Origin of the sequence: Spirosoma soli (genome assembly GCF_042684525.1) — a bacterium.
Classification (GTDB): Bacteria; Bacteroidota; Bacteroidia; order Cytophagales; family Spirosomataceae; genus Spirosoma; species Spirosoma soli.
On the sequence record NZ_JBHULN010000005.1, the window covers coordinates 319,683 to 344,550 of the forward strand.

Genomic DNA, 24,868 nt, shown 5'->3' on the forward strand with positions numbered 1-24,868 from the left:
GCCCAAAAGGAGACTTATTGAGGCAATGGCCCAGTAAATACCACTTAATCAATAGACAAACAAGCAAAGGCGCACTGAAGTATATTCAAACCTCTTATTCTGAACGTGACGGCGGGCCGTTTGCTCATTATTATTCCTTCTTCTTAACATGCTTTTAGTAGTCAACCTACCGTTCTGTAGCCCCTACATACGTCAACATCATACGTATGTTCACTCAAACAATATCCTATATACGTTTTGGCGTTAGTATACCTTAGACCGGTAGAGGATTACTTCACTTACTGTTTGGCTTACACACTCTGCATGGTGCTGAGCTTTCGGTAAAACCCTTCGTCAACTGACAATAGCTCCGTATGCCGACCTCGCTCAACAATGCGTCCCTGATTAACGACCAGAATCTCGTCGGCATGTTGGATAGTACTGAGTCGGTGGGCAATAACCAGCGTGGTGCGGTTGGCCATCAGGCGTGTCAAAGCCTCTTGCACGAGCTTTTCCGACTCGGTATCCAAGGCTGACGTGGCTTCGTCGAGAATCAAAATGGGCGGATTCTTCAGAATAGCGCGGGCAATGCTGATACGCTGCCGCTGTCCACCCGAAAGTTTACCACCCCGGTCGCCAATTACAGTTTGGTAACCATTGGCCTGAGCCACAATAAAATCGTGCGCGTTGGCGATCTGAGCGGCCTCCACTACCTGAGCTTCGGTGGCACCGCTACCAAAAGCAATGTTGTTGAAAATAGTATCGTTGAACAGGATGCTTTCCTGCGTCACGATACCCATTTGATGCCGTAGCGAGTACATGGTACAATCACGCAGATCAACGCCATCAATCAGGATCTTCCCACCAGTAGGATCGTAGAAGCGTGGGATCAAATCCGCAATGGTCGACTTTCCACCACCGGACGACCCAACCAGGGCGATAGTTTTCCCCTTGGGTAAATCGAACGTTACGTCACGCAGCACAGGTACGTCGGCGTTATAGGCAAATGATACGTTCTGCACCGAAATACGATCTTTAAAGTCAGTGATGGCTCTGGCACCGGGTTTATCCTGCACGGCGGGCTGGGTGTCGATTAGCTCCAAGACGCGTTCACCCGAAGCGAGTCCACGCTGTGATCCGCTGAACGCATTGGAGATGTCTTTGGCAGGACGGGTTACCTGCGAGAAGATGGCGATGTACGAAATGAATTCGGCAGCGGTGAGCCCCGATTGGCCATTCAGCACCAGGGAGCCACCGTACAGCAGGATACCCGCTACTACGGCCACACCCATGACTTCGGAGAATGGCGAAGCCAGTTCGCGCCGGTTCGCCAGCGACCGTACGGCCCGCCGGTAGCCTTCATTTTCAGCCCTGAACTTATCAAGAATGAACCCTTCGGCCACAAAACCTTTCACAACCCGCATACCGCCAAAGGTTTCGTCCAGCAAACTCACCAGGCTACTCAGTCGTTGTTGCCCTTCCTGCGCGTCACGTTTCATCCGCCGAACGAGACTGGCAATAAAAATTCCCGAAATAGGAATGACGACAATAGCAAACAGGGTCAATTGTACCGAAATACTCAACAAAGCGACGATGTAACCGATCAGGAGAAATACTTCTTTCGAGGCAGCCGATAACGTATTGGCAATGGAGTTCTCCACCTCCTGCACGTCCGTAGTGATTCGCGACATGAGGTTTCCTTTGCGCTCATTCGAAAAAAAGCCGAGGTGTAGGTTAAGCGTCCGGCTGAACACAGCCTCACGCAGCCGGGATACCATTTTAGCCTTGAAAGACTCTAATTGACGAACAGACAGGTATTTGAACAGATTATTTGACAGTACGGAGGCTACGATTACGAGGCACACAAACTGAAGTGCCCCTACTTTACCATATTCCTGAAAGACCTGCGCGAAATAATATTGAAAGAAATTACCCAGCCCGTCAGTAATTGAGGGAGTCGGCTGATTCAGAAACGCCTGCATTTTGCTGGCATCCATCTTGTCGAACAAGATGCTGAGCAGTGGAATCAGTAGCGTGAAGTTAAGCACGCCAAACACGCTGGACAGCAGCGACGTCAGGACGAACGGCGTCAGAAAGCGGCCCAGTGGCTTGGCAAAAGAAAGTAATCGAATGTAAGTTTTCATTGGTCCCGCAAAGATACCGTCTTGAACCGGATTTATGGGATTGGATGGATTCGCAGGATTTTGTATTCAATCTGATTGACTAAATCGATTGGCAGTTGTGCGGGAATAAGTTCTGTCAACGCGTAGACTTACTTTCTCATTACCGCTGAATCACCTCCTGATATAACTTCCAATATTCCTCCGCTACGTTTGGCCAGTTAAAGCCAGCGGCTCGTTTCCGTAGGCGCTGTTGCCGCAGCGGATTTTGGCCAAAGTCATTCAAGCCATCGTGTAGCGTCTGCGCCATCTGTTCAGGTTCGAAGTTCTCGAAGTAATACGCTTCTTTGCCGCCCACTTCGGGTAAGCTCGTCAGATTGGCGATAAATACGGGCTTGCCAAAGGTCATCGCTTCGGCAACCGGCAATCCGAAGCCTTCGGACAATGAGGGAAACAAAAAAGCTTCGCAGTGAGCGTATAGCCAGAACTTCGCTGCCTCATCGACAGCGCCGGGCATGATTAGTCGATCAGCAATGCCTAGTTTTTGCGCCTGTTCGCCAATGTGCTGCGCATACGGATGACCGTCCGGCCCAGCCAACACCAAACGATAATCCGGAAAGGCTTCGAGCAACGGGAGCAGCGTATGCACGTTTTTTTTAGGATGGATAACGCCTAAGAACAGAAAATACGGCATGTTGCTATCATCCATAAAAGCAGGCTGGGTCTGCTCGTTTTTCGTATCTACCGCTACGCCGTTCGAGATAACGTGCACCACCTGGTCGGCAGGCAATTTCAGATATTGCCGCACAATGGAGAGCGTATATTCAGAAATGGTTGTCAGTGCATCGGCTTTATCCACTTTACGTTGCAGATCCAACAGCTTACGCCCTTTCTTGACTTCTGAATAATCCGTCCGTGCCAAAAAATTGAGGTCATGAATAGTGAGCACTAATTTTGCCCGGCTGGGTAGATAGGACGAGTCCTGATGCAGGCAATGCCAGACATCGTATCGATCCGGAATATACAGCTTACGCCACAATGAAGCTTCAACGTAACTAACTAGAGCACCGGAAGGCGCCTTTCCGAAAATACCCATTTGTCCTTTGGGGACCAGGGAAGTCAGTTTCCAATCAGACGGACATTGCCGAACGAGTTCCCGGCCCAGATGCAGACAAACCTGTCCTAAACCACTATTTAGGTCACGAAGACGTTCAGCGTCGATGAAGAGAGAAGGCATATAGAAATTATCGAAGAAGCAAAATTACGCCTGTTTGTCAAACCGAGGCCCTCGAATATAGCTACGTTCTTTCCGATTAATTGCTAGTTCAACTAAGTATCCAGCTTCTAACAAAGCCTGTATGTCGAAGCGAGCGGTCTGATTAGAGACGCCCAGACGCACCTGTATTTCCTTAGCAGACAACCCGGTATCCGGGTCGCGCTGAAGCCACTCGACAATCTGCGCCTGCCGGGGCGACAGCCCCTCATCACGCTGTAGAGCAAATAATTGGCGCTTTTCCAGGTTCTTGCGCTCAATGTATTTTTTTAACTCGTCATACGCTTTACTCAGCGTTTTAACTTGGTACAACACAAAGTAGGTCAGGTCATTTTCATCAACCTCTGTATACTGAAATGCACGGTAGTACTGCGTTCGCGATTCCTTAATTACCCGTGAGATTGATAAATATTCCGTTAGCCAATATCCTTTACGCAAAAGATACCAATAGAATAACGCCCTTGCTGTGCGTCCATTTCCATCAGTAAATGGGTGAAAATAGCCGATTAAAAAATGAATGATACTAGCTTTAACGACCGGATGCAAGAAAAAGTCAGGGGCCTTGTCGTTAAAGAACTGGCATAAATCGTCCGCAAAACTGGGCAGCACTGTAAACGATGGTGGTGTATGGATGATTTCACCATTAACGATATCTATTACATGTATATCGTCGTGCTTACGAAACTGCCCAGCGTCATCGGGTTTATTGAGCGTCTCATCCGTCATCAACCGATGAATCGAAAGCAGTGCGTCCAGCGTCAAAGGCTCGTCTTTTATCTTAATAATATGCTGAATTGTTACATAGTTATTGACGATCATACGCTCGGAGGAGTTACGTGGTGGTCGATTTTTCCGTAGCATATCTTTTGCCACCACCCGAGACGTAACAGCTCCTTCGATCTGGCTTGACGCAATCGACTCTTCCATAATAGAGCCAATCAGGTAACGGTGTTTATCAGCATCCGAAAGACTATTGGTGTTCCCTAAAGAGCCTCCTAAATGAAGATCAAACTCATGAAAATATTGCTGAAGCGAATCAGTGCTCGTAACGTAAAAACCTTCACCAGCTATTTCTAGGTAGCGTCTATCATGGAGCCGGTCTTCTTTAACAACTGACCACAAGTCGACAGGTGTTAATTGATGCTTGAATTCGACGGGTACTTTATATTTTACTTTGTCCCAGTAAAGGTAGTCAGCATTTATCTCACGAATTACGCCCTTTTTATATAGAGCCGCATGAGCGTCTAGCAGCCCTCTCTCAACAAAACTTTTAAAGTACTTATTGTAAGACAGATAAGTTGGTGGTAGCTCAACGCTTTTCATAATATTTTCTAATTTTAACAAAATTAGAAAATATTAGAACAAACGACCCTGCTGCTTGATAGCAACAATGCTTTCTACAAAGGCCTGTTTAGCCTTTGATTTCAACAAATCCCGATCGCGTCGGCGCAGGATCGCCTGTGCGGTCCGATTGGACGTATATTTGCAGCATGACTTTACAAAACGATTTGCTGCTCCGCACTGCGCGGGGTGAATTGACCGAACGCGTACCTGTCTGGATGATGCGTCAGGCCGGCCGGGTCTTAGCCGAATACAGAGCCGTTCGGGAGCGGGCGGGTAGTTTTATTACGTTAGCCAAAACGCCTGAATTAGCGGCCGAAGTGACCATCCAGCCCGTGGACGCCTTTGACGTCGATGCAGCCATTATTTTCTCCGATATCCTGGTGGTTCCCGAAGCGATGGGCCTGCCCTACGAAATGATTGAAAGTCGTGGGCCCGTTTTTCCGCAAACAGTTAGATCATCGGCTGACTTAAGCCGCTTGCGCGTCGCCGACGCCGAAAGCGATCTGGGCTACGTACTGGACGCTATCAGACTGACCAAGAAAGAGTTGAACGGGCGTGTACCGCTCATTGGCTTTGCCGGGGCTCCGTTTACTATTTTCTGTTACATGACCGAAGGCAAAGGATCGAAAACGTTTTCGGTTGCCAAGAAACTACTGTACACAGACCCGCATTTCGCGCATACGCTACTTCGCCAAATCACGGATAGCACCATCGCCTATCTGAAAGCACAGGTGAAAGCTGGTGCTGATTTGGTACAGATTTTTGATTCCTGGGCGGGCATTTTATCGCCAGAGCAATATCGGACGTTCTCCCTACCTTACATCAAGCAGATTTGCGACGCGCTGGGTAGCGAAGTCCACGATGGCGTCGTGAGTCATGCGCCCGTGCCCGTTACGGTCTTCGCCAAAGGCGCTTTCTTTGCCCGGCATGAAATTGGCGACTTGAGCTGCTCGGTCGTCGGGCTGGACTGGAACATGGACCCTGCCGAATCGCGTGAGCTGATTCCGAATAAAGTTTTGCAAGGCAATCTTGATCCGTGCGTGCTTTACGCTGATTTTGCGCAGATTCGGGCGGAGGTAAAGCAGATGTTTGATGCATTTGGTCACCAGCATTATATAGCCAACCTGGGTCACGGCATCTACCCCGATACCGATCCCGACAAAGCGCGTTGTTTTGTGGATGCAGTGAAAGAAATATCGCAGATGTAACGCGGCTGGAAAGCCGTAGGTAGATAAGATTCTAAACTGCGGCTTTCCAACCGCGTTACAGGAGTTTCTCTTGAGCTTCTTCTTTCAGCTGTGCTTTATTGATTGGCACAACGCCAACCGATTCGCAGACTAAACCGCCCCCAAGATTAGATAAGCCAGCAACGACGCTGGGCGACTGTTTCAGGGCAACGCAGCAGGCAGCAATACTGATCACAGTGTCGCCCGCTCCCGATACGTCGGCAATTTGACGGATGTGGGCGGGCAATCGCCGTTTTTCGCCGTTGAAATCGATATACACCCCTCGTTCCGACAGCGTAATCAACGCTCCTTTTAGGTTCAATGTATCTTTCAGCTGATCAACGGCCACCTGAAATTCGCGGGTGTTGTCTACATCGAAATCGAGCTTCAGCCCTTCACGGAGTTCTTTCAAGTTAGGCTTGAAAAGCGTGGCGTTCTGATAGCAAAGAAAATTACGCTTCTTCGGATCAACCACGGTTGGAATACCTTTTTCATTCGCAAAATCGGTGATCTCCGCGATAGCTTCTTTATTCAAAACACCCTTGTCGTAGTCTTCAAAAATTATAACATGGCAGGTTGGAATGAGTTCTTTGGCTTTGGCGATAAGTTTGGTCCGTTCGTCGGCAGAAATGTACTTATCCGTTTCTGTATCAACCCGAACGACCTGTTGCGAACCAGCAATAATCCGCTCTTTGATGGTCGTGATTCGCGTGTTACTACGTATTAATCCGTCACAATTCAAGCCGCGTTCGCACAACTGGCTAACAAGCTGATCGCCTGGGGTATCGGTGCCAATTACTGAGCAAATAATAGCTTCGGCCCCTAATGCCTGCACATTGAGTAATACGTTACCAGCACCTCCCAGGCGTAATTCACGCCGGTCAACGCTGACAACGGGTACCGGGGCTTCGGGCGAGATACGCTCGACGCGGCCCCAGACATAGGAGTCGAGCATTACGTCGCCAATGATCAAAACACGTAATGTATCGAATTGCTCAAATAATTCATCGAGGGTCATTACAAAGAGCGAAAGAATGAAAAAACGAAAGAGTGACTAAGCCTTTTGCTCTTTCACTCTTTGTTGATTTGTGCAAAGAAACAACAACGGGGGGCTACTTCCGAAGCGGAATGCGGAGTTCTAGGGAACGGGCTGTGGATTACCATCCGGTTATCAACCCCAACAACAAGTCAGGTTTGAAAAACAGGATGAGCACGGGCAGCACTAACCCAAGAGCCAGCCAGGTAGCAGACCGAGAATAGTGCACTGGCTGGTTAGCGGGAGCAGACGCCGGCCGGAAAAATAATAGAAACGGTATCTTAAGGTAATACACCAACGAAATCAGGGCATTGAGTAACCCTAAGGCAAACAAAACCAACAACCACGGCTCTCCGGTACGTTGGTAAGCGTCGTAAAGGGCAGAGAAAGACAAGAGCTTGGCGGTAAACCCAACGGTTGGTGGCAAACCCGTCAAAGCCAGCATTACAATGGTCAGCGCCACGGATAGTAAAGGCTGTCTGGGACCCAAACCGGCAAAGTAGCTGATTGTTAAATCACCGTCGTGGCCGTTGGCCTTCGCTAACAGATCAATTAGAAAGAAAGCCGCGAGTGAGATAAACAGATACGTTCCGGCGTAAAACAGAACGGCTTCAAAACCAGCCTGGCTCAGCGCCACCACGCCTACCAGCAGAAACCCGGCATGAGCAATCGTCGAGTAAGCCAGTAGTCGTTTGGCATCGGTTTGACGAAGGGCCGACAAGTTCCCAATCAGAATACCAGCCAGCGCCAACACAGCCAGCGGAACTTGCAGAATCGTTACCGTTGCCCCGCCACTTCCTGGCGATTCGGCGGGTAGAGCCGTTATGATTCGCATGAAAACGAGCACCGCAGCCGCCTTCGGCCCAACCGAAAAGAAAGCCGCAACCGGCACCGGAGCCGCTTCGTAGGCGTCAGGTGTCCAGACGTGAAACGGTACCCCAGAGAGTTTAAACAGCAATCCGGCCAGGGTTAACAGAATCGCGACAGCCGCCACAGCGCCATCCTGCCGGACAAGTTCGACGCCAAATTCATCGGCAGTAAGATCGAGCGTACCGGTCATGCCGTAGAGTAACGACATGCCATAAAGCATGATGGCCGAACTGATAGCACCAAACAGCAAGTATTTTATACCACCTTCCGATGCCTTACGATCAGCTGTTAGCGCTGTCAGGAGATATGAGCAGATGGAGACCAGCTCAATACTTAAATAAATACTGAGCAGATTGACTGATATCGTCATCAGGAACAAGCCCAGCGTCATGGCAATCAACAATGAGTACCACTCCATCGGTAGCGTTCCCCTTACTGTTCCTTCGGGCTTGCTTACCCTTTCGATTCCTGAGTAAAACGAAGGCATGACAGCCATCTCGTACAGTAACACAAGCGCAGCGCCGAGCGCTATAACTACCTGGAAGAAGATGGCTTGATTGTCAATAAACAGCAGATTCATGAACAGGAATCCCCGCGTCGGTAGCAACAGGGCCCAACCGCCAGCCACCAGCACAACAGCAACACTTAATCCTGCCAGCAACCGGCGAGCCTGTCTGTAATTACTACGTAGCAAGAGCAATTCAGCCAATAGCAGCGCACAAAAAGCCGCCGACAACCAGGCTTCTGGTCCAAAACCGCTTAGGCTATTCAGGATGTTGTTTACTTGTTCGGCGAGTGACAAAGGAATTGGTAAGTCGGTTCGGTTAGGTGAGCCGCTAGTAAAGGTAACGTTAGCCTCCGACTAACGCACCGGCTTGCATTGACTCACGAACGATTAAATCATTTTATCCTGCTGAGGTTGTCCTTCGTAACCACGGAGTTGCACAGGCTGCTGCTTTTTACGTAGCCGAATATTAAGAAATTCCACCAGCAACGAGAACGCAATAGCAAAGTACAGATACCCCTTCGGTACGGTGCCTACTTCCTGATTGAAGATAACCACTTCAGACAGGTGCGCTCCTTCGGCGACCAGCATGAAACCAATCATGATCAGAAAGGCTAGACCAAGCATCTGAATGGTTGGGTGTTCGTTCACAAACCGACCGACCGGACCAGCGAAGAACATCATAATCAGGATTGACAGGATAACGGCAATCATCATAATCGCTACGTTCTGGGTCAGACCAATGGCCGTCAGGATGGAGTCAATCGAGAAAACGATGTTTGTTATCGCAATTTGAGCGACTACGCTGCCAATCGTCGCTTTTCCTTTTGTGCTGCCTTCTTCGTGTTCGTCGCCCCCGCCCTCTAGCTTGTGGTGGATTTCGGAGGTGGCTTTATAGAGCAGAAACAATCCACCAGCAAACAGAATCAGGCTCTGCCCTGTGAATGCGGCCTTAAACCAACCCGCGTCGATGTGCGTAAACGGTTTACTGAGGGAAATAACAAAGGAGATGCCTAATAACAATAGTAACCGAAACGACATTGCCAGGATCAAGCCTATGTTTCGGGCTTTCGCCTGATCTTGTCGGGCTAGTTTGTTGGCGGCAATAGAGATAAAAATGATGTTGTCGATACCCAGAACGATCTCCAGAAAGGTCAGGGTAAGCAAGCTAATGATAGATTCAGCAGTAAATAGGTCGCTCATGACTAGGACAAAAGTTGCACAAAACTACCGGCTATGTGCCGGGTCTGCAACATCTTGTCCAAGAAAGAACTCCCAACCGGACGAAAGGTTAGCCGGTGGCCTGAATGGTAGTGGGCAGAGAGTAAAGAGCGTTACCCGGTCTCCGACCGGTATTCTTCAGCTAGCTTCCGGTCGGAGACCGGATAACGCCCGAGCATAGTCTGGAGACTATGCTCATCAACGATCTGCGTTCTTACTTGTAATTAAATTCAATCAGCAACGGTACTACGTTTCCGGTAGTACCGGGCTTGACATCGAATGCAAGCTGATCATCGCGGTATTTAATCTGGTCTTGCCGCACGAGTTGGTCATTCAGCACTTCGCTGATACGCTTGTCAATACTGCCCTTCTTTCGATCAAGGGCTTTAATGAGGCCGTCCATATTCAGCGGACGTTTGGCAAACAAAATCAAAAGATAGTCTTTGCCTTTGTGCTTCTCCATGACAATGGAACTGGTCTCCGATGGGTAGGCAATGGTGGTGTTTGGACCAAGCAGCGGGCTCGTGAGTTCATCCGCCGGAAAGAGTTTATCAAAGTCGCCGTTCTTATTGGTCGTCAGCGCATAGACGTAAGCATTCTCCGAATTGTTCAGGAAAAACTTAAACCGAGTCCCCGATTCATAGGGCTGCGTTGTTCGATAGGGCCGCATTTCCGTAGGGGCAGTCTCGTCTGAAACTACCTTCAGCTCACGAGTGGCCTGCCGGGTGACTTCCATAGCCGCGCCATTGTTAAGCTTCAGTTCAGCCGATCCCCGGCGACTTTCATCCGCGGGCTTGTTTCCTCCAGAACCGGTTTTACTGTCCAGGATAACAGTTCCAGGCCGGTTACCCGCTTCGGCTTCCGCACCATACACCTGAAACGCGTTGATGCTAAACTTACCGAAGTAAGCGTATGGAATCCAGCAGAATCCCTTTTCGCCCCAGCCCGTATTCCAGCTGTTCACAATGCGAAAGGCCCCACCCGCTTTTTTATCGTCGTAGCCAATGACACAAAGTGCCTGATTATACAGCACGTCGTCAGCTTTCTCGTTGGGAGCGGGCTCCCATACGGCGCGGGCTTCTTCAAAAGAGAGCGGGGCGCCAATGCCTACCACCACGGGGTTCCCGTCGGCAAGGGCTTTCTTAACGGCCAATACTTTCTGATCAGCGGCCGTCTCGGGCGTAAACAACTGCTGGTAATCGCCTATACGAAACTGTGTTGCTTCTTTCGCGACAGCCGGAGGAATGGCCTCATTACAAAGTGGATAGCCAAGACTTCGTAGCCTGGGCACTCCGTCGGATTTCAGTACGTCCAGCGCTTCTTCAATGGTGCCGCCCCCCTGACAGTTTACGTCTTTAGGATCGCGTATTTTATCGTACACAAACGTGGGCGAAAACCGGGATTGGTCAATTTGAGGCTTTTGCGTTACATTCTGCTCTTTCCCTTCCATGATGGTACGGAGGTAGTAAGCGGTGGCAAAGGCTACCGATGTTTCCTGTCGGCCCTGGTCCCCAACGCTGGGGCAGTATTGCTCGTAAGATACCTGCGCAGGCAAATTAGCGAAACTACGCGTTGCCAACGGGGCCTTGGTCATAACCGTCAGCGAACGCGTCCGATTGAACTTAAGCCCACCAGCGTATTTACGAACGGTAGTCTGCTTGTCCTGGGCCTGAAGTGACATCGTTGTCAGTCCAGCACCGAGCAAAAACGCGATGCCGAGCCGAACTAATAGTGCCTTTGGTTTCATTCGGATAAAGATTTTAGGATTACTTACATTCTTTAGTCGCACAGTAACTACGAATTGGTAGCATAGTACATTCTTTTTTTCATCGGATCTTACGCCAAACCTTGTTCGGGCTCGGTTGCTCACGTGTTACGTTACTGTTTGTAGCGGTCATTCTTTTTCCAACTCCACCTTAATTGGCTTTTTCAGTTGAATCATTAGTGCACTGCCACCAGTTGGGCCAATGTCGAGGCCCGGTGTATTCCCCTGCACCAGAAACGTCATTAACCCTTCAGCGACAGGGAACTTATCTTCCTGTTGGGTATTGTCTACGTAATTAATTCGCCACGGAGTTCGCTCAGGAGCTGATAAACCAACGATTCTGTAGCCGGGCGGAGCCGTATACAACTCCTTGCGCTCAGTCACTTTGGCCAGGGTTCCGTTGGGCTCTTCGGTTTCGAAGTACACGCCCAGCACCACCTGGTGTTCTCGCACAATCATGAATTGTGCGGATGCATTAATCTCCGGATTGTTTTTACCGAATTCTCCGTTTCCTTTAATCAGCAGAGGTCTAAAGGGCCCATACTGCCCCGCACTGATCACCGGACCCGTTTCGGCAGGTGGTTTTGAAGGCGGCTTTGGAGCTCCACCGGCCGGTGGACGAGGTGCTCCGGCAATGGCTTTCAACTCAGCGGTTACCGACGCCAGGGCCGCCAACAGGGCCGCTTTTTTAACATCGAGCTGAATCTTCTGTGAGTTCAGCAACTGAAGTCCTTCATCCCCTTCTTTACGAGCGTTTTCGTACGCTCCGGCTAGTTGCCGATAGCTATTGGTGGTAGCCATAAACAGCGGCTTCGGAAACTGTTGGTCAAGCGCGCTGGTATTGGCATAAAAGTTACGCAACCAGTTGTCGGTCAAGGGGGCGCCCTGTTCCAACGTCGTCAGCATTTTATCGGTACCGGCGAGCTGCTTCTGGTAGGCAATCATCTCCTGCACGGTCTGATGTTGCTGAACGTTTGTCAGTTGTGGAATTATCGCTAAAGACAGCCACCAGCACATGGCCGTGAGCAGCAACAACGTAACATAAAGGCCAATAAACTGGCCCCAGCGTCGCGTTCGTTCTTCTTGATTAAGTGGTTTCATAGAGCATTAGCGGGCATGATGAGTGAAAAATCATGAATGATGAAGGTTAAGGATGAGTTACTGGCACATGAAAGTCATCATTTATAATTCATCACTCATCATTAAAGATTACGGCTGGGCAGCCTTCATGGCTCGCATACTTTCCAGACTGGTTTGTTTAAGTGTGAGCTGCGTTTCCAGACTTTGTATCTCGCCTTTCAGATTCGTTATCTGATCAGTGAGCTGCTGTTTAGTGTCTGCTTTTGTTTGGCGGTCGGTGGCTTGCAAGGCTACTGTTCCGAGCAGTTTACTGTAGTTTCGACCCGTTACCTGGGCAAGTGACCGAAACACCGTATCGGCCTGATACCCTTTTTCCATACGGCCAATGGCTTCTTCCTGTTTAAACCGGAGCGCCGAGAACTCGCTGGCCTGTTCGGCAGGATCCGTTTTCTTGAGTTGTATGTGCAAACTATCCGCCTGGCGTACATCGCTCAAAAACTCTTCTTCCTGCTGCACAGACGTGCCTTTGCGGGTTGACTCCCCTTGCCCATTGAGCCCGTACACACAGGCCCCGATCCCTCCTCCAAACAGAAGGGTAACGAGCAAAAATTTAATAAATGACTCATTCATCTTTAGGTATGAGTTATGATTGTACGTGGTACGTTAAAAAGCGATAGCTGTTGATGCACCTTTAACAGATCACATTTAGATTAGCCGCCAATCAACACCGTTGGCATACCGAGCGTGATGGAGCCACCATGAGCCGTCATGTCGCCCATGCGAGCGGCTGGTTTCCCGCCAATTAATACGGTAGCTGATCCAAGAACAATACTGTCGGGCGGACCAACGCACATACACATATCGCCCATGCGGGCGGCTGGCTGCCCACCAATTAGTACGGTTGGTAGACCAGGTGGCAAAATTGGTCCGCCAACGTGCGGAATCGGAGGAAGACCCGGTGTTACCATCGGGCAAACGTGCATATCGCCTATGCGGGCTGCGGGCTTTCCCATTTTAGTTACAGTTTGGCGCTTTTAGTCTGGATATTACTGTTTGTTGGCTGATGCACGCTCGTTTTTTCTGGCGTCAGCCAACGGAAAACTCATTTGTTTATCTCCCCCAGAAACTGGTCTTATTCCCGTTTTTAGGCGTTGGGGCGTCCTGGCGATCTACAAAAAACTCATCCTTATCTTTCTCGACGTAGTTCAATTGACTCAATTTTCCGTACAAAGCAATGACCACGTCGCAGAGCCGCACAATGGCCGCCAATACCGGCTGGCAGTCGGCATGGTTATACTCGATATCTAGGACCTCTTGCATAGCCGACTCAAACTGCACCGGACTAATGCCACACCAGTTTTTGAAATAATTAAACATGGCTTCCTTCTCCCGATCAGGGGTGCAGCGAATCATCAGCGTCATGGCCCTGGCGAACCGCATTCCAAATTCGGCTACGAACACTGGCGATTCATAGGCACCACGTAACTGAAACGCATCGAGGTTATCAGCGATAGTCCGCACGGTCGTCTCAGCTAAGTAGCCAATTGTAGTGGCTAGCAGGTTTGCCTGGCCAGAGCGGGCATTGGTTCGAACACGTACGACGATGGACGTAGCATACCCCGCAATCTCGCCCATCTTGCTGCCAATAGTCAGGTAATGCTGTTGCAGCGCGGGAAACACGTTCACCATCCGGCAGGGCGGCAAATAATCCGGCGATAGTGCAAAAACCCCATTAGCCAGGGTCAATCGACCAACGGGCAGGTGAAAGGCAGCCGACAGGGCGCTCGCCAGGGCAGACTGCGGTACCGCTCCGAGCCGGTAGCCCGGTATTGTAAAAGGATATCGTAGGGGCACCTCTTCCGGATCGGGTTGGCCCCAGGGTTGTGGCTCGAAGGGATTGACCTCCACTACGGCATAACCCGTAGTTTGCCCCAGCCGCATCCACTCGTCGCGGGCGGCACTCAAGGCCAGCCGCAACGGAGGCTGGGCAGCGTCGATTTCGATACGTGCTCCACCCGGCGTAATAGCCCGGCAGGCGCTTAGTACTAACTCCTGGCTGTCACAAGACAAGGCTAATGGGCTGCTTTTACCCGGTAAAGGAGGTAAAAGCCCGTAGTTTAACGGGCTGAGCACCAATCCACTCGCATCGCGCACGGCGTCGCGGAAGGCGTTGTCGTTGCCAAGCAGGTGTGATCGGGTTATTTTCATACCGTCGGCCCAGTTAATTGGCCAGTGGGTTAATTCTGGTAGCATCTTGTAGAGGGGTTTTAAGTTTTTAGAGTATTCATTTTCTGTTGATAGTCAGGAGGCTAGCTAAAAATAAATACACTAAAAAATGTAACTACGTAACTTTCAATCATTCGTAAAACTCCGGGCAAAGATGATATCGTTGGGTTTGATACCGTTCCTCGTCAGGGTCAGGGCAGGGTCCAGAAACTGCTTGTGTAGTCCACCCAACGATTGTTTGTAGAAAATCCAACCCAGCAAACTGCCTTCGTGATTATGTTCATGGTATAGAATCGGTTGTTCGGGATTTTCTTCGGCATTGTGCGAATAAATCATGTAGTGAAACAGGTCGTGCAGGGTACGGTCGATGGGTGCTTTAACCGTATACTCAGCTAATTCCGCAGCATCCGGCGCCTTTGCCACCCGAAAATTGAGTCGAACGGTATCGTTCAGCTCAATAAGCGGTACGGCCCGGTCGACCGGATAAAACCATTTACGGTAAATTTTGGGTGGTATCGCTACCCAAGCCTCGTACGCATATGAACAAAGCATCGGCAACAGGAATGGAATCAGCCCCGATGCCAACGCGGGTAGAAATCGGTCGGACCGCTGCATAAGTTGAAACAAGCCCGTGAAGGCCCCAGCGATTAGGAACAACATGAATCCCGTCAAAAGTAACTCCGACCAGAAGCCCCCCTCCACTACGTACGGAAACAACCGACGCGAGGCAATTATGTGGATAACGCCTAACACAATGGCCAACCCTTCGATCCAATAGAATACTGTGACGAGTGATTCAGAACGCGAGAAAGCGGCTCCCAATCCAGCCGCCAGCGCCAGAGCGCCCAGAGCGTACATCAGCAGCTTTTTGGTAAATACATCTTTTACCGAGTGCCGCATGACTAAGCCAATCAGGCAGAGAACGGCCATTACGACATAGAGTGAAACGGTAAGAATAACGTCGGTTTTCATAGAGTCTGTTTGGTGTTTCTGCTTTCAGAAAGTCTGTGTTAGCCGCCACGTCGTCTCCGATGATAAGTTATTGATTTTCAACCGCAATTTTATAAAAATTCACCACTGCTTTGCTACTTAGTCGAGGTTGGTAGCGTTCCCGCAAACCACCTTTGACTAAACGGTACGTTTTGGGCATTCAGCTTAGAGTTGTAGTTAGCCCCAGCCGACCTGCTGTACCGGCCGGTACCAGTTGAAAACTTCCCTCAACCTTATTCGTCCTTACCTCCAACTGCCAGTCGGCATCGGCGGGCAACAGATAGTCGGCCAGTAGTTTGATGTATGCCAGCCCCAATCCATTCGGCAGATAATGCGTTAATTCTTCGTCGGTGAGTGGCTCGATACTGAGCCGCACCGTTCCCCCATCGTCTACTAAATTGCCTGGATCCACAACCCAATCCTGACCCAGTCGGCCATTACCGAGTGTAACGGACTGCGCAACGGTGGTTCCTTTAGTAGCAGTGGCGTCGGTAAAAGTTCCGTACCGAATCCAGACCGCTACCTGAAGGAATTCCTCAAAATAGAAGGCCGTCCGCTCCCAATCGCCCGCCACGCGGTGAGCGTTTGTCCAGATAGCCAGCAAGCAGGCCCGTTGCCGGGGTGACAGCGGCATAGGCAGCTCACCCCACAAATAGCCATGCAGTTCGTCCCAGATCGGTCCGTAGGCGCGGGTCAGCGCTTGTGCTTCCTGGTCCTCAATTTGCACCCGCTGCCGGAACGACTCCTGTTCAAATGGCAACCAGAATGTACGGGCTTCATTTTCTTCATGCCGTAGTCGTTTGCTCTGCTCAAGCATGGCGCGTGCCTCATCACGCCCGGCTCGTAATGGCGGAGCAGGCGGATGGTGCAGCGTCTCGGGTAACGAATCGTACAGCCCCTCCCGACTCAGGTGCAGTACGTGCGTGAGGGGGTGCTGCGTATCGGCTTCGTAGGTTTCTGCCTTTAGAACATCGGCACTGTACGACCGGCTAAACGTACCTTTTGGCCGAACGAACACCTCTGTTGGTAAGGTGGTAGTTCGGTAATGGTCGGCAATCCAGACCTCAGCGCGTATGTCGTATAGAAATCGCATCGATTCGGGTGTTTCAGCCAAGCGTTGGGTTAGTTAGTACGACTCGTAACGGTAATATTCCCGTCCATTGATCCTGCAATCGAACCGTCAGTTCATGCGTTAGTTGACGTTGCTCTTCGGCAGTTAAACGCGTTGTACTACGCAGGGTGATCCGAACATCGAGCGTTCGGATTAATCCCTGACGGGGGTTTGGGCTCACCGTACAGCCTTTCTCTACGTCCACCCGCTCGATGGCTTCGGGAGCGGCCGCTCGGCAGACCGCCCGGATATCTTCGACGGTTAGAGCGCGCCCCCGCGTCAGTAGGGCCTGCCGAAAAACGGGTAAACTACCCGACGGACTCAGACGGGCCACACCACCCAGCATGGGCCGGAGCAACGTCATGCCTTCGCGCCGGAACGTGGGCAGCGTTGTTTCAACCCGGGCGCCAATCGGAACGCGGTTGCCCCGTTCAGCAGCCGTAGCCCAGTAATTGACAAACAGATTACCCCGCTCCGGCCCATTATTAACGATTAGAAAAGGCACCGGCTCGCCTGATGGTAAGGCCGGAATGCTTTGTCGGATTCGCAACAAGCTTTTCTGAATGTCGTCGATGTTGCTGCGAAGTGCATCGTAGCCGAGAGCCGCAAAAGACGCGCTTTCGTCACGTAGCAGATCGATCAATTGCCGCACGGCATCGTCGGCATTGCGGCTATCAAAACGACCTACACCCTGCCGTCGGAGAGCATAGCTGCGGGTGCTGGGGTCGCTGGCGTTCGCGTCGGTATAGGCCGGATACTCATTGCCATCGCTGTCGGTCACGTCGGCCAGTTCAATCAACGGCAGATCCGCCTGGATCGGAAATACGTTCAGGCCATCGCCCAACCGGAAAGGGGTCATCTTCACCAATTGCCGGTTCAATACTGGAAAGGCATTTAGTACACATTCTGTCTTGCCCATCACATCGGCTCCGAATACGGTCGGAAACTCCACCCGAATCCAGGTGAGCATGGGCAGGGTTTGCAGCAAGGCCGGGTCGAAGGCCTCTGTCAGGGCTGTCGGGTAGAATGTGCCATTAGCGGCTGGAGTAGGTGGTGGAAACTTACCCCGCACAGTTACGAAGTTAGCCCGGTAGTAATGGTCTGCGTGGATTTCTATCATTCGCAGGGCGGTAGACAAACTATTTTCGGGTTGAAAATCGGTGCCAGGTTCGAGTGAAAGCGCCTGATCGTTTAGCCACCAGCGCGTTTGTGGCAGATGCTGGGCGTAATCATAAATGGGTAAGGGTAGGTTTTTCCAATCGAAAAAGAACCGCAGGGTCAATTCTGGTGTCAGGCCAGGCATGAGTTCCAGGCCAAGCCAGAGCGTGTAGTCGGGTAACCGACGGTGCAATGAAGCTTGGGCTACGGGAATGGTATTGCCCATTTCGTCGACGCGCCAAAGTTGGTGTCCCGTTGCTAGGCAGGCCACTCGTCCGTTGACAATCGGAAACCGACCCGCAGGCGAGAGGGCAATTTCTTCGCCGGTTTGCGGATGGCGGGTCGTGAACGTATCGGTGCGGGTAACCTCGCCCGTTAGCTCGACGGGGCGGGCCATCAATACGCTATGCGCCGGGCGGGGTGCCGTGACCACTTCGGGCAACAAGAGCTCGACCAATCGCTCCAGAATACGACCCCGCGACGCTTGTATTTCGCCGTACACCCGCTCCGACTCTGTGGCTAGAGCGCCTACCAGTAAATCAACTAATGGATCGAAAGCGTTGGTGTCGATAGCCGACTCCTGATACCCCCAAAGCCGCGATGCTTGTTGTAGCATGCGGCTTTTAATCTGATCACGGGTTTCGAGCATGGAATAAACGTATTATATGGTTGATGCTATGGCTGCCATTGGTTTTGTCAGGTTATGAAATACGTACAGCTTTATGTCGGGCGGATCTCACCGAGCCGAAGCGTGACAAGATCTTACTAATCGGAGGTTCATTCGCTGGCTACGGGGCTGAAATACATGACAAACGTCTGCTCAGGCATGGTCTCGCCCGTTTCGGGCAGGTTGCCCGTGACCCGAATCGTAATCCGCCGACGCACCCGGATGATCCGCCCATCGGCATCCTGATCGGCGGGTTCGTCAATATCTACGTAGACTCGCGCGTACTGTAACCGTTTCTCATACTGCACAATCAGGTTTGTGATGGTCTGTTCGGCATCGCTTTTCCATTGTGTAGGATTAGTGATATTGGCATAATCTTCGGCCCAGATGCCACATCCCATGGCTGGGTCGTAGCGGTATTCGTTCAGGCGGGTCGACAACAGCAGGTTAATGTGCTCCCGAATGGCCTCAACGGGCGCAATACGAGGTTGCGCCCGCTTACGAAGCAGGTTTGGTATCGGGGCGTTGAGCGAGTAAGCGTTGGGCATGGCGTTCAATCTTATTGTCAAAACATTAACCTGGTATCCGTCTGAGTACCTGTTCCGGATCAATCCAGCCCGTTAATACTTCCGACATACCCTTTGCGATACCGAAATGCAAATGTTCTTCAATTTTTGGAAGGCCCCGTGCGTTACCACTACTGCCTGTAAATCCAATCATATCGCGACCCATAACAGAACCTAATGGCCGGTAGCCTGTGCAGAAATCAGTATCTCTTCCTGCATAAAATACCAGCCCTTGCTCACTCTGGATGGCCACGGAAATGGATTGTAAATGGGCATACTGGGCATACAGCGTTGTACCACCATACTCAAATTCGAGCACCAACTCTAAGCCGAAGCCTGACTGACGGCTGTTTCGCCAGTAGAGATACCCATCGGTAATAGAAAAAACCGCTGTACCTTCGTTCGCTTCAAGGTCGATACCGTTATGATTCCGGGGTTCAGGCAATTTAGTCTTTTGGTTGATTTGAACTCGAATTCCCTGGCCAAACCGACATTTCTGAGGTCCATAATTTCCGCTGATAATCTGTCGAATTCGATTGCGTAAGAGTGGATAGTAGAGTTGTGCCATTTTTTGAAAGATGTACACGTTTTATGTTAACTATTATTGCTGATGCGGTGTGCCTGGAGACATCCACGGTGCAATCTGCTCCGTGGTCTCATCACCAGTGATTCGCCATACATAATCATTATTGTCAATTTGAAGGTGGTAGCCTTTACCATCCACCGATAAGGTAACATGTCGATTCTGATCAGCTCCCCGACCAGTGCTCCCAAAGCCTCCTTCGTGACGGGCAGCCAATATTCGCCAATTACCCGAAGCCATCTTTTTTAAGAGATAACCAGCCGCATGGGGCACCCCCGGGCCGGACGACTCTACGGCTTCCTGCAACAACTTTACAACTTCATCCGTACTAACCGGTTTTTCATCGTTCGGCACATACTGCCGCTTACTAATTCCGTTCATACGTGCTTTATGGATGTCGGCTTTCGTTGCCATAGAGTTCGTTAGTTAATCATCACAATCGCTCCCTTTAGCATGGCCTGCGCCCCGCCGTCGAGTTCGAGACCGGCTCCGGCTTTGACGGATGTTTGTACGTCGCCTTCAATTTTTACGCCCATCCCTTTTACCGAGACACTAGTCATTCCTTCAATTTTAACATCGGTGCTAGCCATGATTTCAATGTCTGTATTGGCCTTCATCTTCATATTTTGATCGTTTTCAATTGACGACTTACCCGCCTTCACGTTCCATTCGTTTTTGGCCTTCATATTAATCTTGTTGGCACTCATGTTAATGGTATCCGCGTCCAGATTAATGGTACCCTGACTCTTAATGTTGATGTGGGTACCGCCGTCGAGCGAAAGAAGGATATGATTTTTCCGGTCTTTATCGTGCAGGCTAATGCATTCTTTCCCGCCTTCATCGTTAATGACGATGTGATTTCCCCCCTGCGTGATAATTGCTTTGTAATAGTTATCGGTCGAGAAGTACGTGTCCATTTTAGTAAACTTGTTCGGCACGACACCCGTCACGAGGGGGCGGGCCGGATCGTCGTTCTCGAACATGGTCATCACCACTGAGTTTATTTCGGGAATGAAATAGAAACCCTGGTTCGCCACGCCATTATAGGGCGTAATGACCCGTAGCCAGGGTGAACTCTCGGTGTCGCCCTGCGCCGTCTGCCAAAGAAACAATACCCGGATACGCCCCAGGTGTTCAGGGTCATCAACGTGCGTAACTTTAGCCTGCTGCGCATTCGCGTGAGGCATGTGGAACGTTGGATTCGTACGAAATTCGACCCCGGCCGGAATGGCCTCGAACCGGTTGGAATACCCGCCACTCAAATCGGCCTCGTGGCTGATTGAGATGATGCGGTACTGGCCTAAACTTTCTGTGCGCCGGGCGCGGGCGTTTAGGCTGGAACTTTCCTTGATATCGATGACGGAACCTATTTTCAAACCAATTTTGCTGCTCGATCCACTGAAGATGACGGAGTTGGCTACCGACGCTTTTTTCTCGTAACCCACTTGCTGTTTAACTTCGCCATCGGTCCAGTTTGGCAGGGGCGGCAGGCTGAATGTACGTTCGGGATACAGATTCTCGGCTTTGTCAATCAGGAACTGACCGTATTCGCCTAAGCCCGACACGCGTACGTCTTTGGAATGGCTTTTGACCGTCTGGCTCTTGATGTAGTTGTAGTCTTCGATGAAAAACTCACCGCCCGGCAAGTCCATCCGCATGTCGAAGGCGCTGATGTCGTTTCCGTATTGGAGTTCGATGGGCGAACCGCCGGGAACATCACCAAAAACGGTTTTCTCACCGTCGAAGTAAAACCAGTTGCCAGTAATGGCCGCAAACCGATGCAGGAAGTTATAGCTGCTTTCGTTAAACTTCACTACGTAGTCTTCCTGTTGGCTGTTGCGTGGGCTAACGCTTGGCTTCAGTAAGCTCTGGTTGTATTCGCCCAGTACTTTGTTAACAACGGTGGCATGGTCTTTCTGGTAAAAAGCCGCATAGCGTGTGCCCTGTTCGAGCAGGATCGACGCGCTGAACCCGCGAATTACAATTGAGCTACCGCTGGCGGCCTGTTTCGACAGAAACAGTTGCGTAATAAAGCCCCGAAATACGAACGATGTTCCGCCACCCTGCTGGTATTTGATGGTGATCAGCACTTCCTTGCTGATAAATTCTTTCGACTGATTAATCTTCATCGCGCCCGCTCCTTCGACCTGCTCAATGGGTACGCTTAGCTCAAACGTGTGGTGCCGGTCAATCCATTGCTGAATATTAACCCGGGAGAAAATCTCAACACGTTTGCCGCCAATTTCGATCTGGACGCTGGACAGGTTGTTCATGAGAGCACTAAGTCGCTTTTACAGGTGGTTACTTAGATTGAAGGGCTTTTAAAAACCCAGAAGAAGTACCATGACCGGTACATCCTTACCATCAATAGTAGTTTTGGAAGTCCATTCTTTGTATGGTTTATTGGAGGGTACCAGCACTCCCGCAATACCACCAATTACTCCTCCTAAAGTCGGCCCCAGCAGTTTAGTAGCAAATGAACGTAACTGTCCTGATGCTACTTTACCAAAACCATTTCGTTCAATCCACTGAGTTACCGAATCAACAATGCCAGTACCGCTTCTCTCCAGCGTAATGAGAAATCGTTTCCGACCATTTTCTTCATACAGAACAGCAGTACCTTCTGCATCTTCATACCACATCTTACGAGCAGGCAGGGGTACCCAATACCCGTCTAAGCGAGCATAGCCTACTTCGAGTCCTTCATCGAAGCCAAGTGGCCATTCGTTCAGTTTGATTACAGCCATTGCGTTGTCAGTTTAAACATCCATGCTTGTGCAGGTTCTCTGGCGAATGAAACTCCTAAGAACCTGCACAGAAGAAGTGTTTATTAATAAGCCGCCCACTTGTTCTCGTGGGTGGCGCCGTCGATGGACAGCTTGCGGGCTGAGATGACCACGCTGGTGCTCATGGGGGCGTTGTTACGGGCATCCATGCTCTCGGAGTAGCCCGTCAGGAACGCGTCTTCAAACTTCAGTTCCTTCATCGGAGAATCTTCGTCCTGTTTATAGAACTTGATGCTGCCACCGAATTTTTTATTGGGGTCAATCATCATCTTAAACGCGGTCGTGTCTTTAGTCGACTCAAACTCGGCGTTAACCTGACCACCCATAACGTCAGAGGTAGGCTTACCAGTTGTATAATCGGTGTTCTGCCCCAGTGAAAAACTGCAGTGCAGCAGACGATACTCGGTACCATCGAGGGTAATAGTTGCTTTGAAAGCCATGGTTGTAATTGGTTATTGGTTGTGATACGAATTGGTTGAAGGTTACTCTGGTCTACTGTTGTGAAACATCTGCTTTCCAGTCGTTGGCATCGTCGCCTTTAGTGCCGTCGAGCTTCACGAGAAAGTTTTTGGCGGGGAAATATGGCTTGATATGAATGTCGAGGTGAATACGATCTTTGACATCCTTGTCCCGCTCGAATCGCAGAATCTTAAAGTCTTCAATAATCTTGTCAGCTCCAGTAATGCCATTCAGAAACTTTACGATTTGCGCTCGTAGGTCTTTTTCAGCATCGTAGGTCCAGTTCTCAAAAGCGCGCCGGTTCAGGAAGTCGATTAAAACTTTCATGATCCAGTCGAACACCCGCACAACGGAGTACGTTTGCAGCCCCTGATTGTCACCGTTGAAGAGCGTCTTGGCCGAATACGCCATCACCTTGTTGTATTCGTTTACCATGGGTACTAAGCCTAACTTTTCGAGATTGGCGATTTCGCTTTTCTTCATCTCGAATCGCACGCCATCCACTTCATTTAGCGTTCCGTGCTTACTGCCGGCTACGGGCTGCTGAAGCATGGTTTTATAAATTTTACCCGCCAGAGCTGAGGAAGGCGGCACGTAAAGAGGCTCTTCTTCACCCAGTTCACTGAATGCTTCCCGACCGACGAGGTAATTGCAGGTCATCATGACGTTGGCTTTATAGGCATCGGCGCTGGGCATATCTTCATCCTGCCAAAGTTCCAGCACGTCGTCGGGTGAATCCAAATGACGATAGTCGGTAAGCATCATTACTTTATTCTCGTGCGCCAGCCGCGCCCACTTATCGACCACTTTCTTGGAACCAAGATATCCCGGCAACACCATTAGCGAATAGTTATTACGCAGATCAAGCTTGTCGTAGTTCTGACGCAGTTCGTTGGCGATTTCGTCGAAGAAAATCGTATTATCCAGATCCTGAATCTGCTCGGGATCAGCGTTGACGATGGAGAGGTTCTTTATCTTTTCGGTATCCGCATTTTTGTAAAACAAGGCCACCGAGCGGTACGCCGTTTCAAGATCTTTCGTCTCGTCGACGGCTTTTTTGAGGTTCCGGCGGAGCGTTTCAGCGGCTGTTTCGGCTTTCTGCTCGGCTTCACCGATCATGTCGGCTACATTCTCGTGCGACTCCAGCAGTTCGGTCCATTCTTTTAGTCGTTTCTTGAGGGCTTTTCGGTCTTTTTCGGAGCCCTTTTCGGTCAGAAAAATGTTCTTACGGGCCTTCTTGCCGGGGTTCAGGTTCTGCGCCCCATCAACCGTAGTTTCAACGAATTCAAACCCGCCAAATTTGGCTAGCTGCTGGCTACTATCAACCAGTGCCTGAGCAGGGTTCGCTATTTTTACGCGTTCTTTGACGGCTTTGCCGTTTTCTAGTTGTTCGGATGATTCCATGCTGGTATTGAGTAGAGAGTGGGGTTATGCGTTAGCTTCCTCAAGTTCCTGCACCATAGCTCGTAGGGCAGTCAGGTACGTTTCTTTCGCGGCAGGGTCGGCCAGAATTTTCTGAAGTACTTTATTCGACTTCAATTGCTTAATAAATTTCTGGTAGTCGTCCTGCTGCCCACTCAATCCCTGTAAGAAGGGGCTTTGCGCCGTGATTCCTTTTTTACCAAAATCACCCAAATTGTTGAACCGCAACGTCTCTTCTACTGCTGTCCCTTCGGCATCCTCAAACTCCAGTTCTACCTGGGGTTTGTAGCGGGCAAACACGGCGTCGACAGTCTCTAGCTTTTCTTCGATTTTTGGTTTAAAAGGCGCGTCGGCCGTAAGTTTCTGCACCAACATAGTGCGGTTTTTCTGGATGTCGGAGATCGCTTCGTTGGCGTCGTTGCCTTTCTTCTCCTGGCCACCAATACCATAGTCCATCATAGAGTTATGCGCATTTAAAGGT

At 50.4% G+C, this 24,868-nt stretch carries 23 protein-coding genes; 1 reads left to right on the forward strand and 22 read right to left on the reverse strand.

The features are described from left to right. Window positions 1-290: 290 nt before the first annotated feature. The 3 genes from ACFSUS_RS10875 to ACFSUS_RS10885 form a co-directional block, all read right to left on the reverse strand. Window positions 291-2,123 (reverse strand): ABC transporter ATP-binding protein, encoded by a 1,833-nt coding sequence (locus tag ACFSUS_RS10875; protein WP_381522393.1) that lies wholly within the window; start codon window positions 2,121-2,123, stop codon window positions 291-293. Between the two features lie 139 nt (window positions 2,124-2,262). Continuing rightward, on the reverse strand, window positions 2,263-3,336 hold the full coding sequence (locus ACFSUS_RS10880; protein WP_381522395.1) for a glycosyltransferase family 4 protein: 1,074 nt from the start codon (window positions 3,334-3,336) through the stop codon (window positions 2,263-2,265). Window positions 3,337-3,360: 24 nt separating this feature from the next. Further along, on the reverse strand, window positions 3,361-4,695 hold the full coding sequence (locus ACFSUS_RS10885) for a Fic family protein (RefSeq protein ID WP_381522397.1): 1,335 nt from the start codon (window positions 4,693-4,695) through the stop codon (window positions 3,361-3,363). A 167-nt stretch (window positions 4,696-4,862) separates the two neighbouring features. Between ACFSUS_RS10885 and hemE the strand changes: the two genes are divergently transcribed. Next, window positions 4,863-5,924, forward strand: coding sequence for a uroporphyrinogen decarboxylase (gene hemE / locus ACFSUS_RS10890; RefSeq protein ID WP_381522399.1), 1,062 nt, complete (start codon window positions 4,863-4,865; stop codon window positions 5,922-5,924). 55 nt (window positions 5,925-5,979) lie between these two features. On the opposite strand, the gene ACFSUS_RS10895 is transcribed toward hemE, so the two are convergent. The 19 genes from ACFSUS_RS10895 to ACFSUS_RS10985 form a co-directional block, all read right to left on the reverse strand. Then, on the reverse strand, window positions 5,980-6,960 hold the full coding sequence (locus ACFSUS_RS10895) for a bifunctional heptose 7-phosphate kinase/heptose 1-phosphate adenyltransferase (RefSeq protein ID WP_381522400.1): 981 nt from the start codon (window positions 6,958-6,960) through the stop codon (window positions 5,980-5,982). Between the two features lie 139 nt (window positions 6,961-7,099). Next, window positions 7,100-8,650 (reverse strand): NADH-quinone oxidoreductase subunit N, encoded by a 1,551-nt coding sequence (locus ACFSUS_RS10900; protein ID WP_381522402.1) that lies wholly within the window; start codon window positions 8,648-8,650, stop codon window positions 7,100-7,102. Between the two features lie 93 nt (window positions 8,651-8,743). Next, window positions 8,744-9,556, reverse strand: a complete 813-nt coding sequence (locus ACFSUS_RS10905) for a TerC family protein (RefSeq protein WP_381522404.1) — start codon at window positions 9,554-9,556, stop codon at window positions 8,744-8,746. A 232-nt stretch (window positions 9,557-9,788) separates the two neighbouring features. Then, window positions 9,789-11,321 carry a C1 family peptidase gene (locus tag ACFSUS_RS10910; protein ID WP_381522406.1) on the reverse strand — a complete coding sequence of 511 codons (1,533 nt, stop codon included), beginning with the start codon at window positions 11,319-11,321 and terminating at the stop codon, window positions 9,789-9,791. 147 nt (window positions 11,322-11,468) lie between these two features. Beyond that, complete coding sequence (locus ACFSUS_RS10915) at window positions 11,469-12,440, reverse strand: hypothetical protein (RefSeq protein ID WP_381522408.1); 972 nt, start codon at window positions 12,438-12,440, stop codon at window positions 11,469-11,471. A 108-nt stretch (window positions 12,441-12,548) separates the two neighbouring features. Further along, window positions 12,549-13,049 (reverse strand): hypothetical protein, encoded by a 501-nt coding sequence (locus ACFSUS_RS10920; RefSeq protein ID WP_381522409.1) that lies wholly within the window; start codon window positions 13,047-13,049, stop codon window positions 12,549-12,551. An 80-nt stretch (window positions 13,050-13,129) separates the two neighbouring features. Further along, on the reverse strand, window positions 13,130-13,432 hold the full coding sequence (locus ACFSUS_RS10925; protein ID WP_381522411.1) for a PAAR domain-containing protein: 303 nt from the start codon (window positions 13,430-13,432) through the stop codon (window positions 13,130-13,132). Window positions 13,433-13,529: 97 nt separating this feature from the next. After that, complete coding sequence (locus ACFSUS_RS10930) at window positions 13,530-14,672, reverse strand: hypothetical protein (RefSeq protein ID WP_381522413.1); 1,143 nt, start codon at window positions 14,670-14,672, stop codon at window positions 13,530-13,532. A 99-nt stretch (window positions 14,673-14,771) separates the two neighbouring features. Then, on the reverse strand, window positions 14,772-15,617 hold the full coding sequence (locus ACFSUS_RS10935; RefSeq protein WP_381522415.1) for a TssN family type VI secretion system protein: 846 nt from the start codon (window positions 15,615-15,617) through the stop codon (window positions 14,772-14,774). 178 nt (window positions 15,618-15,795) lie between these two features. Continuing rightward, window positions 15,796-16,728: a type VI secretion system baseplate subunit TssG gene (locus ACFSUS_RS10940; protein ID WP_381522417.1), complete on the reverse strand. Its 933-nt coding sequence runs from the start codon at window positions 16,726-16,728 to the stop codon at window positions 15,796-15,798. A 13-nt stretch (window positions 16,729-16,741) separates the two neighbouring features. Continuing rightward, complete coding sequence (locus ACFSUS_RS10945; protein ID WP_381522419.1) at window positions 16,742-18,553, reverse strand: hypothetical protein; 1,812 nt, start codon at window positions 18,551-18,553, stop codon at window positions 16,742-16,744. Window positions 18,554-18,681: 128 nt separating this feature from the next. After that, window positions 18,682-19,119, reverse strand: coding sequence for a GPW/gp25 family protein (locus ACFSUS_RS10950; protein ID WP_381522421.1), 438 nt, complete (start codon window positions 19,117-19,119; stop codon window positions 18,682-18,684). Between the two features lie 25 nt (window positions 19,120-19,144). Continuing rightward, window positions 19,145-19,705 carry a M23 family metallopeptidase gene (locus tag ACFSUS_RS10955; RefSeq protein WP_381522423.1) on the reverse strand — a complete coding sequence of 187 codons (561 nt, stop codon included), beginning with the start codon at window positions 19,703-19,705 and terminating at the stop codon, window positions 19,145-19,147. 33 nt (window positions 19,706-19,738) lie between these two features. Next, window positions 19,739-20,134 (reverse strand): hypothetical protein, encoded by a 396-nt coding sequence (locus tag ACFSUS_RS10960; protein ID WP_381522425.1) that lies wholly within the window; start codon window positions 20,132-20,134, stop codon window positions 19,739-19,741. A gap of 8 nt (window positions 20,135-20,142) precedes the next feature. Then, entirely contained in the window at window positions 20,143-21,993 is a 1,851-nt protein-coding gene (locus tag ACFSUS_RS10965; protein ID WP_381522427.1) for a type VI secretion system Vgr family protein, read from the reverse strand. Between the two features lie 48 nt (window positions 21,994-22,041). Beyond that, window positions 22,042-22,467: a hypothetical protein gene (locus ACFSUS_RS10970; protein WP_381522429.1), complete on the reverse strand. Its 426-nt coding sequence runs from the start codon at window positions 22,465-22,467 to the stop codon at window positions 22,042-22,044. Window positions 22,468-22,550: 83 nt separating this feature from the next. Then, window positions 22,551-22,946, reverse strand: a complete 396-nt coding sequence (gene tssD / locus ACFSUS_RS10975) for a type VI secretion system tube protein TssD (protein ID WP_381522430.1) — start codon at window positions 22,944-22,946, stop codon at window positions 22,551-22,553. Window positions 22,947-22,998: 52 nt separating this feature from the next. Beyond that, a complete protein-coding gene (locus ACFSUS_RS10980) occupies window positions 22,999-24,369 on the reverse strand; it encodes a type VI secretion system contractile sheath protein TssC (RefSeq protein WP_381522431.1) in 1,371 nt (456 codons plus the stop codon). 24 nt (window positions 24,370-24,393) lie between these two features. Then, a complete protein-coding gene (locus ACFSUS_RS10985; protein ID WP_381522433.1) occupies window positions 24,394-24,846 on the reverse strand; it encodes a hypothetical protein in 453 nt (150 codons plus the stop codon). Between the last annotated feature and the right edge of the window lie 22 nt (window positions 24,847-24,868).